A 16523-nucleotide genomic window follows, 5' to 3' on the forward strand; every position below is an offset into this window, starting at 1 on the left:
GAAAATCAACCTACTTTAGAAATCGGTGCTGCTTCATAATACGAGATACTGTTCCAGCCATGTCCGTTTGAACCCAAGCATGCCCAGACTTTTTTCCCATTCCGTGTCGTTGTCGCACTGAACTTTTTACCACACGTCGCACATGATGGTGTCCAGTAATCTCCCTCAAGCAATTGTTTGAGAATTTTAGCTCTAACCGCTTTATCAAACGCGTTGAACGTCGTGATAATTTTTTGCTGATCAAAGAGTTCGATATCATTTGAAGCGGCAAATTCGACAGCAGGCAATGTGAAGCTCGACGTTATACAATATCCACCCTTTGCTACGTTCTCGGCAGCCATTTGCCCCCGCAACTGCTGAAGAAGCGGTCTATCAATTTTACTTCTCTTGCTCCACTTTTTACACTGCACCAGATAAAGCACCTTCGATGGATTTTCTTTATCGTATATACGAATATCCACTCCTTCATCAGCACCATCCCCGGTGAGCCTCGAGTTAAGCCCCGAAGCCCTAATAACCAGGTGGCAAAGCAGTTCAAACCGTTTCCACTCGATCGCCGACATAATTTCATCATTTAAGGTGAAATTACTGAATTCGAGATAACGATCCAATGACAGGGTAGGTAAACTCGGCGGCATCGCATCAAACCGCATATCCACAACCGGCTCCGACCTAAAATCGCCTCGCTTTGCAACCTTTTTACCTGCTGCAGGTTTGGGGGTCGGCTTTGATGTGTTGAACAGTTTATCGAAAACCAGAGAAGAGAGCGTCTCTTTTTGAGATTTCACAGAGGCCGATACTGCCACCTTAACTAAAGACAAAAGGAAGAGCATGCCAAGTAATGACAAATACATCGGGGAGTCATGAAACATCACAAGACACATAAGTGTGACAAGAACAATCACACCACTCAGAAAAACAACACTTGCTTTAGAAAGCTTATCCTTCGAAACCATTATCACTATTTCAATCCATTACCACAGTTACACGGCCCGGCAATACCACTGCTACAGAGATGATATTTTCCAACCTATCTTTACAACCTGCCAATACAGTCACTTTTCAAACGTTGCTTACCATAGAAATGAAAGTTCAACGAATCTAATGTAGCTTTTGCACATAAAGATTGAAAGTGGTATCCACTATGTCTGTATAGCTTCCTTAAAAATTTTATGAACATCAGGAAACACACCATTGATCACCGTAACAGCAGCCATAATAGAAAAAGATGGGCTCATCCTCGCAGCAAAGCGCAAAGAGGGCTTACACCTCGCGGGGTATTGGGAGTTTCCGGGCGGAAAGCTTGAAGATGGCGAACAGCCCGAAGAGTGTCTGCAACGAGAGCTGAAAGAAGAACTTGGTATTGACTCTGTAATCACTGCATACCTGGGCGAATCGATCTTCCATTACCATGGCAAGTCCATTCGCTTGCTGGGCTATCTCACCACACATACCGGCGGCGAATTTACCCTCACCGATCATGACGAAATCCGCTGGCTGCCACCAACTGAACTTAATTCTTTAACATGGGCCCCAGCAGACATCCCGCTCATTGACGAGCTTCTTGATAGAAAGATCACCGAGCAGACACTTTCATATTACGAGAGCAATGCAGAAGAATATGTGAATGAGACGCTTGAACTCGATATCAGCGAGATACGGGACACCTTCATCAGCCAGCTACCAGCTAACGCCCATATCCTTGATCTGGGTTGTGGCTCCGGCCGCGATAGCCGGGCTTTTTTAGATCGTGGCTTTACGGTGACTGCAGTTGATGCATCTCCGGCAATAGCCGCGATCGCCAGCACATTCCTTGGCCAAACCGTCCAGGTACAGAAAGCCCAGGATATAGAAGACGTAAACAGATACGATGCAATCTGGGCATGTGCCAGCCTGCTTCATATACCTAAATCGAAAATGGGTGGGGTGATTAACAAGCTCATTACTGCCCTCACCCCGAATGGCCTTTTGTATATTTCAGTTAAGCATGGGACGCAGGAAAGGTGGGATAGAAGGGGACGCTTTTTTAATGATTGTTCGAGTGAAGAAATTACAGAAATACTTAATTGTAACGAAAACATAGAAAACTTCACAATTTCAACCAACAGCGCTATGCTACGTAGCAGGAAACAGAGGTGGCTTAATATCTTTCTCAGTAAAATTTGATCATCAAAGGTAAACCAATGTGTGGAAGACTGGACTATTACCTGCAAGCATTTACTCAGTTAAATCCGAATAAGAACAGAAAGGTTTGGACTAAACAAACCAACTACTGCTCACCTTATAAGCCCTTTCTCTTACTTTCTATTCTTGATCACATCAATTCTGGTGAGATAACACGAAACTTCATTGAACCTACATTTGAGCTCACAGAAACATTTCAACGTTACATTGAAGTACTCCCTCCAATGACCCGTAAGGCCAGCATGGCGTTACCAATGTACCACCTAAAAAGTTCTGCTTTCTGGACGCTCAAACCCAAAGCGGATAATCCCCAACCTCATGGTTCAATCAGTTCAATACACCAATTTCGAGACTCTTTCTATGGAGTAGAGCTTGATAAAGAACTCTTTGTGCTGCTCCAAATGCCAACCTCAAGGGAAAGACTTCGGGAAATACTGGTACAGACCTATTTTGCACCTGAAATCAAACAACTGGTCAGTGAGCAATCAGTTATCAATTGCCAATCTTCAATATACTCTGACACACTCCTTAAAACAGCACCTCGAAAAAATCCTCAAGTAGCCGAAATAGCGGCCCCATACAACCACGCAGAAATCACCATTAACCAGCAGGAAAAAGTACGTGATCAGGGGTTTCGTAAAGCAATTGTTACCCTCTACGATCACCGCTGCGCTCTATGCGGCATCAAAATGCGCACACCTGAAGGTCGTACAGTTGTTGACGCAGCCCATATTAAACCGTGGAGCGTGAGCTACAACGATGATCCGACTAATGGCATGGCGCTCTGCAAAATTTGCCATTGGTCCTTTGACGAGGGCTTAATGACGGTGAATAGCCAATACCATGTCAAAATCTCACCGGACGTTATGAGGGATCACAACCTCCCCGGCCATATCATGACCCTTTCAGACAGACCAATGTTTCGGCCTCGCGAGAGCAGGTACTGGCCGGATCTTGAGAGTTTTAAATGGCATCAAGAAAAACGTTATCGGAACAAAAGCTCGAACCCATATATTTAATAATACAAAATAAAAAATTCCAACATGAGTGACTTAAAACGAAAACCCTGGTCAAGAGATGAACTTTTATTGGCTATTAACCTTTACTGCAAAACACCTTTTGGAAAAATACATGTACGAAATCCAGAAATAATTGAGCTGGCGAATCTTTTAGGTCGAACACCTGGTTCTATCAGCTATAAGCTAGCCAATTTTGCAAGCATTGATCAGTCGCTTCCTCGTAAAGGAGCATCAAATGTTAGTAAACTTGATAGAAAAGTCTGGAGTGATTTTTTTGATAACTGGGAAATGATGTCCTACGAAAGCGAACTAGCACTTTCAAAAATTCAAAACAAAGAAATTCAATTCGAAATGCTATTAGTAATTCCAGAAGGTAGAACAAGAGATACAGTTGTAAAAGCCAGGATTAACCAAACTTTTTTCCGTCGTACAATTATTGCATCATATGGGGCCTGTTGTATAACAGGATTATCTATTCCAGAACTACTTGTCGCCAGTCACATTGTGCCGTGGTCCAAGGATGTAAGAAATCGAACCAACCCAAAGAACGGTCTGTGTCTGAACCCACTGCATGATAAAGCTTTTGATGTTGGTCTCATTACGATTGATGAAAACTATAAAGTGAAGGGTTCGACTAGAATTACCAATACGTCTGCGGAAGAGTCGAAAATTCTGACAAATTTCATCGGAATAAAAATAAATTTACCAAACCGTTTCGCCCCAGATCAAGAGTTTCTATCCTATCATCGGGAAAATATTTTTCGGGTTTAGCTAATCAGCCAAACACCAAATCTAAAGCGATGTCTTTGCCTTTCATTGCATTGGCTTGGTGGAAAATGCAATGAAATAGAAATTGGGGGGGGGTAGATGTCTCGTCGAATGCGTTTATTTCTTTAACTATTTCAAACTATTGATGGAGTCAGCGCCCACAAAAAACGACGACCAATCATCTGTTTTCAAGATAGTATTAAAAACCTTAGCTCATCAAATACCACTCCATTAATTTCTTAGAAAACATTTTCTCAATGTAAAAAAAATTGATCTTTCAGATTCAATTTCACCCTTTTCAAACTGCCCCCAGGCCTGGTCACACATCACTCGTAAATCGGTGGAGCTCTCCTCAAGAATAGGATCGGGGAAACGGACATGAAGGTGAACTTGAAACAAATACCCCACCAACTCCTGAAAAGCTGTTGTTAGCACAGCAGGAATAGTCTGAAACTCACTACCATGTTTTGTGGAACTAATTTGCCTAGAAAGATACTGGAATAGAGTCGCTATAAAACGGATGTGTAAAACTTCTTCACACTTTAACCCAGCAGAGTTTTGTGCGAGCTTCTCAAACTTGTGCTTGAATACAATAGTCAGCTGCCTCAAATCCTCGCCTTTTATCCATTCATTATCGACATCATCTTTCACATGTTTACTTAGAAATTCCGAATAACTAATGCATGCTGCAACAAGTTTATTATGAAGATAATCAGGATGCCCACTTCCACCTTTTGACCATATAACTCTTAGAAGATTATCCGTACCAAAGAGCAATTCATCATCCAAAAAAGAGAGAGGAAACGTATACCCATTAAATAAGTCCTGCATACATGATATGTAGGTACGAGCTGATGATGGCGGGACCTCCTGGTTCATCCAATAGAGGAGAGGCATGATGTGATTCATCGAACTTATCAACACATCCAAATCAAGCAGGTAATCATCATCAATGCATTTGGGCAGGTCGGGTATATCAACCCACTCCTCCCCTATCTTCGTCTTAACTTCCCAAATATCACCATTGGTAAAAGCCGCATAGCGTGCCTTGATTGTGTTGGCGTCTGCATAGCTAATGGCCTGTTGCATGCCTATCTCGCTCTTTCTGTTTTCCCATCGTTTACATTCAATGACAGCATATGGTGCCCCCTCCCTCAAAATAACTATATCGGCAAAATGATTTCTGGTGCCAACCTTAACCACTCGCTCGATTTCGATGTTATTAATGTGAATCCCATATGTTGACATGAGTTCAAATAACATCCATTGTCTGATTTTCTCTTCGGGTTTTTCTACTTTTCTTCCAAACAATGAAGCGTCAGGGTTAATATCGTAATACGGTTTTGGCGGCACGAATTTTTCTCCTTTTGTGATGTACTTCAGAAACTTATCTAAACTTTACGCCAATTAACCACCCAGAAACTTCTGTTTTTCAATTCGCAACTACACGATATGAAATCATGCTGATTTTTCTATATTAAGCTGAAAAATAGACGAAAGAGAACCAACCAGTTGCAACCCGTTGACAATATCCACAGGGATAACATGAAGTGTCACATGACTACCTTGTATTGTCATCTGAATCTCCTCTTGTAATCGTTTTTGACGTGGGTAAAAAAGAGCAACCTGATCCACACCATATCGCAGTGCATAACTCGCTATTTGGTAAAGGTCAGCTTGTGTCACACCTAACTTTCGCTCCTTATCATCCAGGAGCTTCCACTTGGCATCGCCGATCATAAAATAGCCGCCAGCCTCATCCAGCAAAACCATATCGGGCTTGAGAAGAAAAGCTGGTTTGTCTATATCATCACGTCTAACAAAATATTTTTGAGGCCCCTGCTCTCTAAGTCTCAGTCCATATCGCCAGGCATATTTTCGTAACTCAGAGGCAACATATGCCTCAAAAAGTTTATTCATATCAAAGAGAAGAGAAAATGACGTATGCTTACCTGCAAGAACATCAGGATGCAATCCCAATAAAAACCATCTACATTGCTGGAATATTGCTTTGTATCGGTTCGTAGAGCGGTCAAAGCTAAGTTTATCTAAATCTGATACATTGGGATGAAAATCGGAGATTGCTTCAAAACGCATATGCAATTCTGCCACTTGCTTACGTGCATTAACGCCAAGTGGTAGACGAAGAATCATTCTTAAAACATATTTAAGAATCTGATTATGAGGGTTATCAGCACTTAATTCGTCAAATTGGCAGAATAGTCGCTCCTTATGAGCCACATTAAATTTCACCTGCTGCCCTATTCTTAGCCGTCCTTTGATCACCCCTAAATTCTCGTTTTTCTCAATATATCTACGAATCATGCCCTGCATTAACTCTGCATGCAGTTGATTACAAAAGTGCAGAACAAAAATATCCAGCAATGAGTGCTTTTGTAACGAAATTGATGCTCCAACTCCGCGTGCAGGCTTGAGTCGCTTTGCTCTGTACAACATACGGATAAGAGCTTGCCGACATGCACCAGGATCTTCCTCTTTGCCATGAATCTTCGGCAATACTTCAAGAGTCAAACCACCAAGAGCAATAACCCCACAATACTGTGCAAACTTCACCGAATGGTGCCCCCAGCGAAAAGTGCCAGCTGGCAAATGCTGTTCCATACGTCCCAAAGCATTCGCCTGAGTTACAGACAAAGCATGCACCCCCACTTCACGCTTTTGAACAACAGGGAGCTTTTCATGCTCTTTGACAGAAAGGATTTCCACCCTCAGGAACCTTCCTCATAAATTTTTCGTATAGCGTCAGGGCTTATATCTTCAGCCTTGGATACTGAATACTCTATAATATCCTCGTAGTCATCATGATCAAATCCAAGCACTTCAATCTCTTTCAACTCTTCATGGCAAATAATTTGCGGCTCTAATTTACTTCCATCAGGCCCGACGTCTCGTAAAACGAGCTGAATCCTGTGCCAATCTTCATAAAAATACTCCTGAAGCAAAGGAATAATCTGATTTAACAACAAATCTTTTAAGCCTTCAAAATCCCGAATATTCCAGAAATAGGCGTGCCCCAGCATAAGATCTCGATTAAGCAGAAAGCGAATTCTTCGGTTCATTACCGTCAGCATTGCTCTCAGGTTAATAACACCGCCTTCTCCATCTTCAATGTATCCATCTCCACGCGATCCATTTATAACCGCTGGATTTGGCATCAACTCCTTAAACCTGAACCTACGCCGCAATGCTGTATCCAGTAGGGCAATTGAGCGATCAGCAGTATTCATTGTGCCATAAATATCGAGGTTTTTCGGCACTCCGAATTTATCACCTGAATAGGGTAAGGTTAACTCCATTCCAGACTGTAATGTGCCATCTACGGCATATATAGTCCGTTTATCGCCCTCTATGAGAGTAATGAGTTCTCCGAAAATCTTGGCAATATTTCCTCTATTAATCTCATCAATAAAAAGTGCGTATCTCTGGGCAGGATCAAACTGAGCACGCTGGCAAATTCGCCGGAAAATCCCGGCAACAACCGGATATGTAAGCCCTTCACCATTCTCTTCGTCCTGAACTGGTCGAATACCTTCTACAAAATCCTCATAACTGTAGGCTTGGTGAAAAGTGATAAAATCATATCTCTGTTCGGTTACTTTCTCATCAGGTCCCTGCTTCCACATCTTGACCATATCTATGAGTTCAGTACACTCTTCCTGCCAATCACCCACCAAAAGGAACCTGCTATTTTCATCCTTATCAAATACCAGAGGTGCAGTACGCTTATTATATTTAACCGTCTCAGAATCTTCCCTTGCGTGCGTCTGAAGAACACTCCATAAAGTCTGCCGAACATTACGTGTCCGAACATTAGCTTTAACCTTCAACTGCACAAATTTGTGGGCCAAGATATCTGAAACACTTGCGGCCCCGTCTAGCTCATATAAAACGGCAAATGTTACGTTAAACCATGATTCCCCCGCAACCTGTTGCGACAACCAGACTTCGTAACCTATTGATTGCTGCTTGCTGGTATATTGATTGGCGAGTTTATTGAGATGGTAGGTTTTTCCGGTACCTGGAGGGCCATATAGTATTAGATTAACAGGGTCCTTGATGGCTACCATCTCAAACGCCCCACCATCCATACCACTTTGCCCTTTCTCGATACGTTCATGCCAGAGCTGCTGGAGCAAAGCAGCCGAACGCGTTTTAATCTCAATACCTGAACTTTGTGGAAACCAGTGCTGGTTATCAGCATCAATTTCTGCTAACTCTTTGGCTGATATATATTTATCTCCTACAGACGGATCCTGAATCCGGGAGAATGAGATATCCACACACCAGCGCTTCTTCCCTTCTGCGGCTTTCTGCTCATCATAATGAAACTCTTCATATGCCTCAGAAACAATATTCCCTACAGCGACGATTCCTCTTGGTTCTGTACCTGTTCTAACCAGGTAAGCTTTATCGCCAATCTGGGCACTTTTGTTTGCACACGACCATGAATGCGTAACCGTTTTCCCCTTATGTGTCATCTCCCGGTCTTGAGCAAGTGTATCCCACTGCCAATTTGCAGGGTTCCAGGTAAATAACCAGGAAAGATTTCTCTCTTCACTCCAAAGCTGTTGCAGCGGAGGTAGATAAAAATCCAGTTCCTTTCGTTCGAAGCTTTTCTCTTGCTCCTGCCGTATAGCTGAGAGCACCTTATCGATATCCAGTGCAGATAGTTTCTTAACCTGAGCTTTAGCCTTGTTTCGAAACTTCATAACAATCTGTTGTCGATCAGTTCCACCAAAGATCCGCTCAAAATAATCAGGAAAAAGCAAAAAAAGCAGCATGTGCCGAAATTGCCGAGCGCCACATTCAGGTATCAACTCCAACCATTCTGCAAATTTTATATGATCTGCCAGTAAAGCTTCACGTAGATGATGATCTAGCTTCTTGAAACTAAGCAATACGCGGATGACGAAAACCATCTCTCGCCAGCGGTTCGTGTTGTAGGCTGTACCTGCACTCCCGACACCGTGCAAAACGGTATCATTAAACAACCACTGGGCTTGGTCAGGTAACTCCTCTTCTCCCCAAGACCAAATTTTTTTAATACCATCCTGTTTGGTCTGCGCTGTAATGTTGCTGGGGCATAGCAACATTAACCAGAGAATTTCTGCTGCAAGCTGCTTTACTTCGGGCCCAGTCGGTTCAAGTTGCCCGTAAAGCTTATCGTAAAAATTCCCATCACCACTATCCAACTTATTGATAAAAAATTTCTCTAGAGCTTCAAAAGATTTCAAATTCCAAAGAACTTTTTTGCTAAACACAGAACCATCAGACAAAAATGCTGACTGTCGCCAGTATTCAGCGGCTTCAAGAATTTTTCCGATCTCATGCTCACCGCAATATCTACTCATATTGTTACCTTAATTTGCCTCACTTCAATTCCGCCGGTAGTTCGCCATTTGAAAAACTTGATATCGACAATAACATGCTGCCCAAGAGGAGACGCCGTGCCGAACACTATATCTTTACGTTTGGATACGTACCCCAACCCCATTCCTATTACACCTCGACATTACGGGACACTCTTCACAGAGCGGTATATAGCCAGTGCAGCAACCCCTCCCGTGTACAACCAAATTAACATGTAAGCTGTGTGAAATTCCCTTTGGTAAATAGCCGTCAACCAAGCTGTGGGCTTTTGCCAGAGAGCATTTTGGGGGCAACAAACCCAAACGGGTAAGAACTCTGAGACAGTGTGTATCAACGGGGAAAATATCGTGCCCGAGTGAATACATAAGAACGCAACGTGCTGTCTTCTCTCCTACCCCTCGCAAAGTCAGCAGGTATTTACGAGCAGCTTCGCACGTTAGATCCCGAAGGAAACCTAAATCGACACAACCTGTCGTTTCAAATAGTTGGTCAACTAATTTTTTCAGCTGCGCTGATCTCTGTTTCGCAAGTCCTAATGGACGGAGTTCCTCGGTTAACTCATTGCAGTCTGTTGACAATAACTTTTCCCAGGGGTTGTACTCGGTTTTTAATTTTAAAAAGAAAGGCAGGTAGCGGTTGGGAGGAGTTTTCTTGCTGAGTAAGATGAAAATCAGCTCGTCCAGCGGGTCAGGGAGGTTGCCAAGGTCTGGTGTCCTATAATTTTCCTGTAGAACTTGGTCTAACCACAAACACTTTTCCTTACACCGTTTTGAACTCCTCCCCAACCTGCTCCAGACTTCGGTACTACGCACTACTTCCCTTTCTCCGGCACTTTGAAACAGAAGTCACACCTACAAGAATCACAAAAGTGTTCTTCAACCAGTGGCGAAGTGGCTGGGCAGAGTGCACCTTCACCGCTAGGTTCTGCGTAATACCCATTCTGGTGGTGTTCTATGAAATTGATTGCTGCTTCGCTTGAAAGCACACCGTCAAAAGCTGAAAACACAGTTCGTGCCCAGCTGGGTACCCACTTTTTTCGCTCCCCCAGGCTATCTCGGTCAAGGGTAAAATTCACAATGAATAATGATGGTGGAAGTGCAACAGCATCCTTGTGCCTTGTATAGACAGTACATGCCATGTCTCCATTAGTTTTTACCTTAAAATACTTTGCTATCGCGGAAGAAAATGTTGGATATGCTGCAGCTTCACCTACGTGAGCAAACCTTATTCGCGGCGCCCTTTGCCAACCTAGAGGTAACTTATCTAATTCTCTGTAAGCTGCCCGTATAGCAGAGTCACAATGCGGTGTTAAAAGTTTAACAATTTCATCTCTTTCTTGGCGGTTACCACGCTCATACAACTCAGCCAGAACACCATTAAAGACTCCTCTAACAACGGAAGCCCTTGAGGCATCTAATCCGTCATGCGCATAGCAAGCACCAGAGCAAGAGTCTGTTGGTTTGCAACTATAAAGCGGTAATCGGAGGCTCAGACCTTGTTTTAAGCTGCGACCAAAAAATTTCCCCGCTGCAAGATATTTTCTCTCTTCTGGATACCTTTCCAATCTAGCAAAAATGGCGAAAGCAACCTGTCTCTCAATTTTCACTCGTGTCGTAAAAAGCAGTTTATGTGCTTTTTTAGCCAATAATTGATCAGCTTTTTTACTACGAGAAAGTGCACACAAGTTCCAGTACATACGCAAATCATGGTCAAACAGCAAGGCAACCTTAGTGGCTGTTATATTCGAATCGAGTCTCCTAGAAGCACACGAATATGATTCAGCCCATTGTAAAACTTCTTCATGGGGTCTTCCTGTCACTTTTCTCATTAAACAAACTCCAAAGGAAGTTGTGCAGAAGAAACTGGAGCAAAATTCCCATCAAGTGCCATGCTAAATGCCAAAGCTAGTCTTCTTGAAAACTCTACAGGAACTGCATTACCAATTTGTCTATACCTTGCCCTAATGTTACCAAATATATAAAAATCATCAGGGAACGTTTGCAATCGAGCACATTCTCTCACAGTAAGTCTTCTTGGTGAGACTGGTGTAGTATAGAGCCCTTGACTATCAATATATTTTTCATGATTTACTGGTTGCCACTTCCATTCGTCATTTGCACGCTCTACCCAAATATCCGGCGCTAATATTTGACTAAATGTTGGCCCAAGACTCGCTAAAACAGTACGTGCGGGAAGATCTGTAAATGGCTTCCGATAGTACCAAAACCAACCCGGGTTTCCTTTTCGTTCTCTCCCTTTATATGGGGCTGGCAAAGCTTGTTCTGGAATATTTTTCAATGAACAACCATTAGGAATATGTTTTGATATTTCGTAATGCTTTGCCTCAAGAGGTAAAAAAACATGATCAACACCCTCAGCCTCTCCACCCAAATCAATGACGGGATTCGCTGGCCCAAGGTCTTGTAATGCCTCAAGAATGGAAATTAATGCTGGATGCCTTTTACGCTCATTGCCAAATTCTCTTGTTTCAGGCTTGGGCCAGGGTACAAAAGACAAACAATCCCTTCTCACTCCAATAACGATGGTTCGGTATCTTCTTTGTGGCACACCATAAAATTGTGTATAAATATTTTTTGATTCAACAATATAGCTGTTTGATAATTCAACATCTAAAGCTTTACAAAATGACGGAAATGCTTTTTTCAAAAAGCCAGGGACATTTTCCAAAATAAAGCCTTTGGGACGAACAGTTTTGAGTACATCCAAATATGTTTTCCAAAGCTGATTTCTCGGGTCATTGAGTCTTTTCGTCCCTGCAGTAGAGAACCCTTGGCATGGAGGCCCTCCGACTACCAAATCTACGTTCTTGGGAAGCGTTGAGTGCTTTAGTTGTAGAATATCTACAAGCCTTGCCTTCCCTGTAAGGTTATGATTGTAGGTTTTTATAGCATCTTTGTCAGTGTCGAAAGCATCTAAGATCTTAAACCCTGCTTTTTCTGCCCCTAAATCCATACCACCACATCCACAAAACAATCCAATCGCAGTTTTTTCTAACATACCTTATCTTTACAGCTAAAAATGCAATAGTTAATAACAAACATGAAATACATCTTCGGCAAATATTTTGAGATTACATAACACTACACATCAGCATTATAAACTGTATTATTACTCATCGCATACATCATTGATTCGTAAATACTCAACACTCTTTCTTTGTAGAGAAACCTGCCATGCTTTTTCGTTTCATTATTTTTCAATATCTCAAAAGAATCCAATACATACTCCACAGCATCAAGTTTTGTTGAAAATAAATCAGACAAGCTATTTGGCATCAAGTCCCCCCATCCACTCTCTCCACCCAAATATATATAAAATAGTATTGCATCTATTTCACACCTTACATCATATCTTCGTTTTTCGTCCCATTCATACTTCGACTTATCTAATCTTATTTCCCCACTTGCAATACCATCCATATCCACGGATGTCCGTACTAACTCTAACACCCTTGGGATAATAAAATCTTTAAATCTTTTCCCCCCTCCAAGAAACGCGCATTTTTCATCAAATTTTTCAGGCCTTGGAACAGGCAATTGTTTCATCAAATAATATTTAAATGATGTTCCTATGAATTTTTGGCGAGCAATAAAATCAAGAATAAGTGAGTTCAAAATGGACAATACCAACAAATTTCCTTCATTTCCTCCTTTACAAAAATACAACAAGAACTTGTCTCCTACACCATAAACTGGGATGGCACTTGCGATTACAGTTCGTTCATTCCTAGCGTTAGTTATATCACGCCACCCAAATAATGTTGAAACTTGGAAAGGTAAACGATCTTTCACATCATTACTATTCACCCAATATTTAGGTGTCACGGTAAAAAAAGGATCCTTCAGCTGTTCATTAGAAGCTGGAGGCAATTTATTCGATTTTGATGTAGGCGGATGATTCGCATAATCACCAAACCTATGATTATACTGATGTATCATTTTTGCCTCATACAAGGGAAGATATTCAATCGTCGCGCCACCAGTCTTTTCCCTGAAAATATTCCCAATTAACTCATTACCCGTCTCCAACAAATTTTTTTTAGTACGGAACAAGTTAGAGCTATTAGCCATATCAAACATTCTATTAAAACTAATTTCCCATGGATTTTCGTTTAAAATATCATTAACCAACACAGGAAATCTTTTATAAATATATAGAGCTAACTCTGAATCTTTTTTATTTTTAAATACCGGGCAAGTTTTTGTATTGGGGTTTAACAAACTTAACTCATCAAAACTAATAGTAAACCGCCTTTCATGGTCTAGAAGATGGGTCGGGTTAGTGTTCCAAAACGAGAAACTGGCCCTATGCTTTATTCTAATTGAAGAAAGTGTCACTAAACAAAAATGTGGATTTCTAGTATCTAATCCAGCGAAAAGCCTCTCTTTATTCTGGAAATCATGGAAGCTTATAAGCTGTCTTTTTTGCAACAAATCCTCAAAGAAAAGCTTGTAAGTATCTCCGGTTGCAATATCACTTTGAATAATAAAACCCGCATATCCTTGGGCTCCCATCAAAGCCCTATTTAATTCTGCAAATACTGCGTAAAGGTTAACATCCCCTCTCCCACACAAAGGATACCTGCCAGATTCTCGAAGGAGATTACTTATCCCTTGCGCAGTACGTTTGGCATTTTGAAATTCCTTAAATAACCCTGGGTTTCTCTCCTCTAGTGCCTTAATTGCTTTTACTCTAGCGCTTTTGTTATTAGCACTTGAAACAAAATCATCTTTTCCTGCAAAAAACTCTTTCTCTTGAAGCTTGACTCTTTCCCAAGGAGGGTTCCCTAAAATAACATCGAATCCACCATTAAGACCTGTTAACTCATTCTCTGGTAAGTCCCCTTCAGATGCCAACCTAAAGATATTCGGGAACTCCAAGTGCCAGTGGAAAAAGTTGTACATCTCACTAAGTGCACATATCTCATCTAAAATAGAAGCAGGTGTGCTATTTGGACTCGATTCAATTTTACGAAAGACTTCTTCTGTAATGACGTAAGGCAATTCTTCTGAATCATCCTTTTTAATCACAAAAGCTGCACACCATGCATCGCAAACTAACTTGTTCTTTTCAAACTCATCAGATTCAATTAGCTTTTTGTATTTTTCCCTCTTCTTTTTGATACCCTCTATGGAAGAATCATCTATGGCATCAAGGGATTGAACATTACGTGCTATGCCCTCTATTGTTTGCCACGAAGGCTTCCCTTCATGTGACCACAACTTTCTTACGCCCGCACGCTCCCCTTTGTTTTGAATCCTCCACGCAGTGCAACAAGTCTGAACATCACCTTCAATAGCTTTAAAAGCCTCATCTGGAATCCCTTTCTTCAATAAAGCAGGTGTTGTCCCAAGTACACTGTTTCCACACTGAATGTGATGGTCTAGAAACGAAAGTGGCTTTCCAGGCTCAACAGCCTCCAGCCATAACGCTGTTCGACATAACTCAACAGCTAAAGGATTAACATCAACTCCGTAAATGCAGTGCCCTATAACCTCTCGTAAAGCGTGTCGGTAGTCAGCTTCTGTCGGCTGGTCAGCCCCCGCCTCCACTTGTGCAAGCCCAGCAGCCAATCGTCGAGCAGCAGCTAGCAAAAAGTGCCCTGACCCACATGCAGGATCACAAACTGTAATACCAAGCAATGCTCCTCGGGGGTCGCTTTTATTAGTAGCCAGTCGATCTTCAATCACCGGCTCCAGCGCAGATTTAATCAATTCTTGGACCAGCGAATCCGGCGTATAATAGGAACCAGTCAGCTTTCGCGTGTGTCCAGCCGCATCCCCCTCACCTTCCTCATCCCCCAAGAAGCTGAAATGCCACTGCCCATCAACCCTTACCTTTGGTATTAATTCAAGGAGTGACTCGTAAACTGACCCAAGTTCTTCGGTGTCCATATCCCTATAATTGATACGAGTTAGCACACCTTTGTTTTCAAAAAAGCAAAGTTTAAAAATAGCACTATAGAGATAGCGATTGTCAATCAATGTTGATTCAAGGTGGCTACACTGGTCCTTTGCAAACAGTCCACCCAGGGCTGGCTGTGCTAGAAGCGGCTGGCCTTCAGAAAATCCTTCAAATGTAATGAGCAGCTGCTGCCACGCATCATCATAGCTGTCCCAATACCGCCGATATCTGGACCTTTCACGGAGATTGTCAAGGCTATAGCCATCTCTATATACTTTTTGTTGCCGGACGTCTGCATCGGGATCGAGAAGCACCCCTCTATCCTCAGTTGTCAATAGAAAAAGAAAACGGTAGATCAGCCGGAGCAACTCCTGAAAAAAGAGGTCTGTTGTCAGCGTGCCTTCTTGAACTTGTTTGCGGAAATCGCTATTTTGGGGGTGCGTAACAAAACCTGTACCCAATAAGCGCAAAGCTTCAGTAACACCGTGGCTCAACTCACCAAGCACTCTTTCCCCGTCATCTTGCCCCTGCTCCCTCCACTGCTCCAGGAAACATTTTTCTATTCTACTTTCCTGGGGGGAAAATCGCGTTTCATGTAGGAGCAACCATGTCAGAGTAAAATCGACATAAAGTTCTTCTTCAAAAATCTGCTCTAGGTTAATTTCAATATAGGCAGGTCGGGTGAGTGCAGGGTTATCTCGCAACAACCTTAATGTGTACCCGTTTGATACAATTGCCCAAAGACAGTTATCTTCAGCATTAAGGTACTCCTGAGCGAGACCCGCTGGTGACCGTTTTCGACCTTCTTCTCCAAAAGCTACAGCACCCTTATCTAAAAGATGTTCTGGCTTAGTAAGAACAAAAGGGACCGCCTTATTAAAGGCCATATGAGTGATAGGAAACTGTCGCTCATTTATTGATATTGGCCCAACACCTGCTATTTCAAAATCGAATACTTTTGTAAAGAGAGGTAGCAGCCACTGCTCAACAGTAATTTTGTGAGAATCCTGATCTTCCCGGGAAGATAGATCTTTAAATTGCTCCCATCTCGCCTGAGCTATACGCCAGTATCTGCCCAGCTCATCGCTCAGTTTTAGCCCTTTTTCAACACCATATTCTTCAGATTTCTGGCCCGGCAACTTAAACTGCCGCAATGATGTGAGCACTGAAGCCGAAAGAAGACCGCCCTCTATGCGAATGGCCGGGTGTCCGGTATCACTAATTATTTTTGCCATT

Annotated in this window: 12 protein-coding genes; 3 read left to right on the forward strand and 9 right to left on the reverse strand. The window is 42.3% G+C overall.

The window, feature by feature from the left end:
- Positions 1–5: 5 nt before the first annotated feature.
- Positions 6–956: a restriction endonuclease gene (locus FCL46_RS23410; protein ID WP_136809595.1), complete on the reverse strand. Its 951-nt coding sequence runs from the start codon at positions 954–956 to the stop codon at positions 6–8.
- A 238-nt stretch (positions 957–1194) separates the two neighbouring features.
- On the opposite strand from FCL46_RS23410, the gene FCL46_RS23415 reads away from it, so the two are divergent.
- Genes FCL46_RS23415 through FCL46_RS23425 form a run of 3 tightly spaced genes read left to right on the forward strand, consistent with a single transcriptional unit; the run spans position 1195 to position 3974 of the window.
- Positions 1195–2166, forward strand: coding sequence for an NUDIX domain-containing protein (locus FCL46_RS23415; protein WP_136809596.1), 972 nt, complete (start codon positions 1195–1197; stop codon positions 2164–2166).
- A gap of 17 nt (positions 2167–2183) precedes the next feature.
- On the forward strand, positions 2184–3203 hold the full coding sequence (locus FCL46_RS23420; RefSeq protein WP_136809597.1) for an HNH endonuclease: 1020 nt from the start codon (positions 2184–2186) through the stop codon (positions 3201–3203).
- Positions 3204–3227: 24 nt separating this feature from the next.
- Entirely contained in the window at positions 3228–3974 is a 747-nt protein-coding gene (locus tag FCL46_RS23425; RefSeq protein WP_136809598.1) for an HNH endonuclease, read from the forward strand.
- Positions 3975–4202: 228 nt separating this feature from the next.
- On the opposite strand, the gene FCL46_RS23430 is transcribed toward FCL46_RS23425, so the two are convergent.
- From FCL46_RS23430 to FCL46_RS23465, 8 genes are all read right to left on the reverse strand, one after another.
- Entirely contained in the window at positions 4203–5324 is a 1122-nt protein-coding gene (locus FCL46_RS23430; RefSeq protein WP_136809599.1) for a type I restriction enzyme HsdR N-terminal domain-containing protein, read from the reverse strand.
- Between the two features lie 105 nt (positions 5325–5429).
- Positions 5430–6698: an McrC family protein gene (locus FCL46_RS23435; protein ID WP_136809600.1), complete on the reverse strand. Its 1269-nt coding sequence runs from the start codon at positions 6696–6698 to the stop codon at positions 5430–5432.
- 2 nt (positions 6699–6700) lie between these two features.
- On the reverse strand, positions 6701–9343 hold the full coding sequence (locus tag FCL46_RS23440; protein ID WP_136809601.1) for an AAA family ATPase: 2643 nt from the start codon (positions 9341–9343) through the stop codon (positions 6701–6703).
- Positions 9340–9486, reverse strand: a complete 147-nt coding sequence (locus FCL46_RS23445; protein ID WP_153307141.1) for a hypothetical protein — start codon at positions 9484–9486, stop codon at positions 9340–9342. The genes FCL46_RS23440 and FCL46_RS23445 overlap by 4 nt, the downstream gene beginning before the upstream one ends.
- Positions 9458–10174, reverse strand: coding sequence for an endonuclease III domain-containing protein (locus FCL46_RS28970; RefSeq protein ID WP_420811249.1), 717 nt, complete (start codon positions 10172–10174; stop codon positions 9458–9460). The genes FCL46_RS23445 and FCL46_RS28970 overlap by 29 nt, the downstream gene beginning before the upstream one ends.
- The gene (locus FCL46_RS23455; RefSeq protein ID WP_136809602.1) at positions 10174–11190 is read right to left on the reverse strand and encodes a hypothetical protein; all 1017 of its coding nucleotides are present in this window, start codon (positions 11188–11190) and stop codon (positions 10174–10176) included. Before FCL46_RS23455 ends, FCL46_RS28970 begins: the two co-directional genes overlap by 1 nt.
- Positions 11190–12380 (reverse strand): DNA cytosine methyltransferase, encoded by a 1191-nt coding sequence (locus FCL46_RS23460; protein WP_136809603.1) that lies wholly within the window; start codon positions 12378–12380, stop codon positions 11190–11192. Before FCL46_RS23460 ends, FCL46_RS23455 begins: the two co-directional genes overlap by 1 nt.
- 83 nt (positions 12381–12463) lie before the next feature.
- Positions 12464–16522, reverse strand: a complete 4059-nt coding sequence (locus FCL46_RS23465; RefSeq protein WP_167506010.1) for an Eco57I restriction-modification methylase domain-containing protein — start codon at positions 16520–16522, stop codon at positions 12464–12466.
- Between the last annotated feature and the right edge of the window lies 1 nt (position 16523).

The sequence above is a fragment of the Desulfosediminicola flagellatus genome, from assembly GCF_005116655.2.
Taxonomy (GTDB): Bacteria; Desulfobacterota; Desulfobulbia; order Desulfobulbales; family Desulfocapsaceae; genus Desulfopila; species Desulfopila flagellata.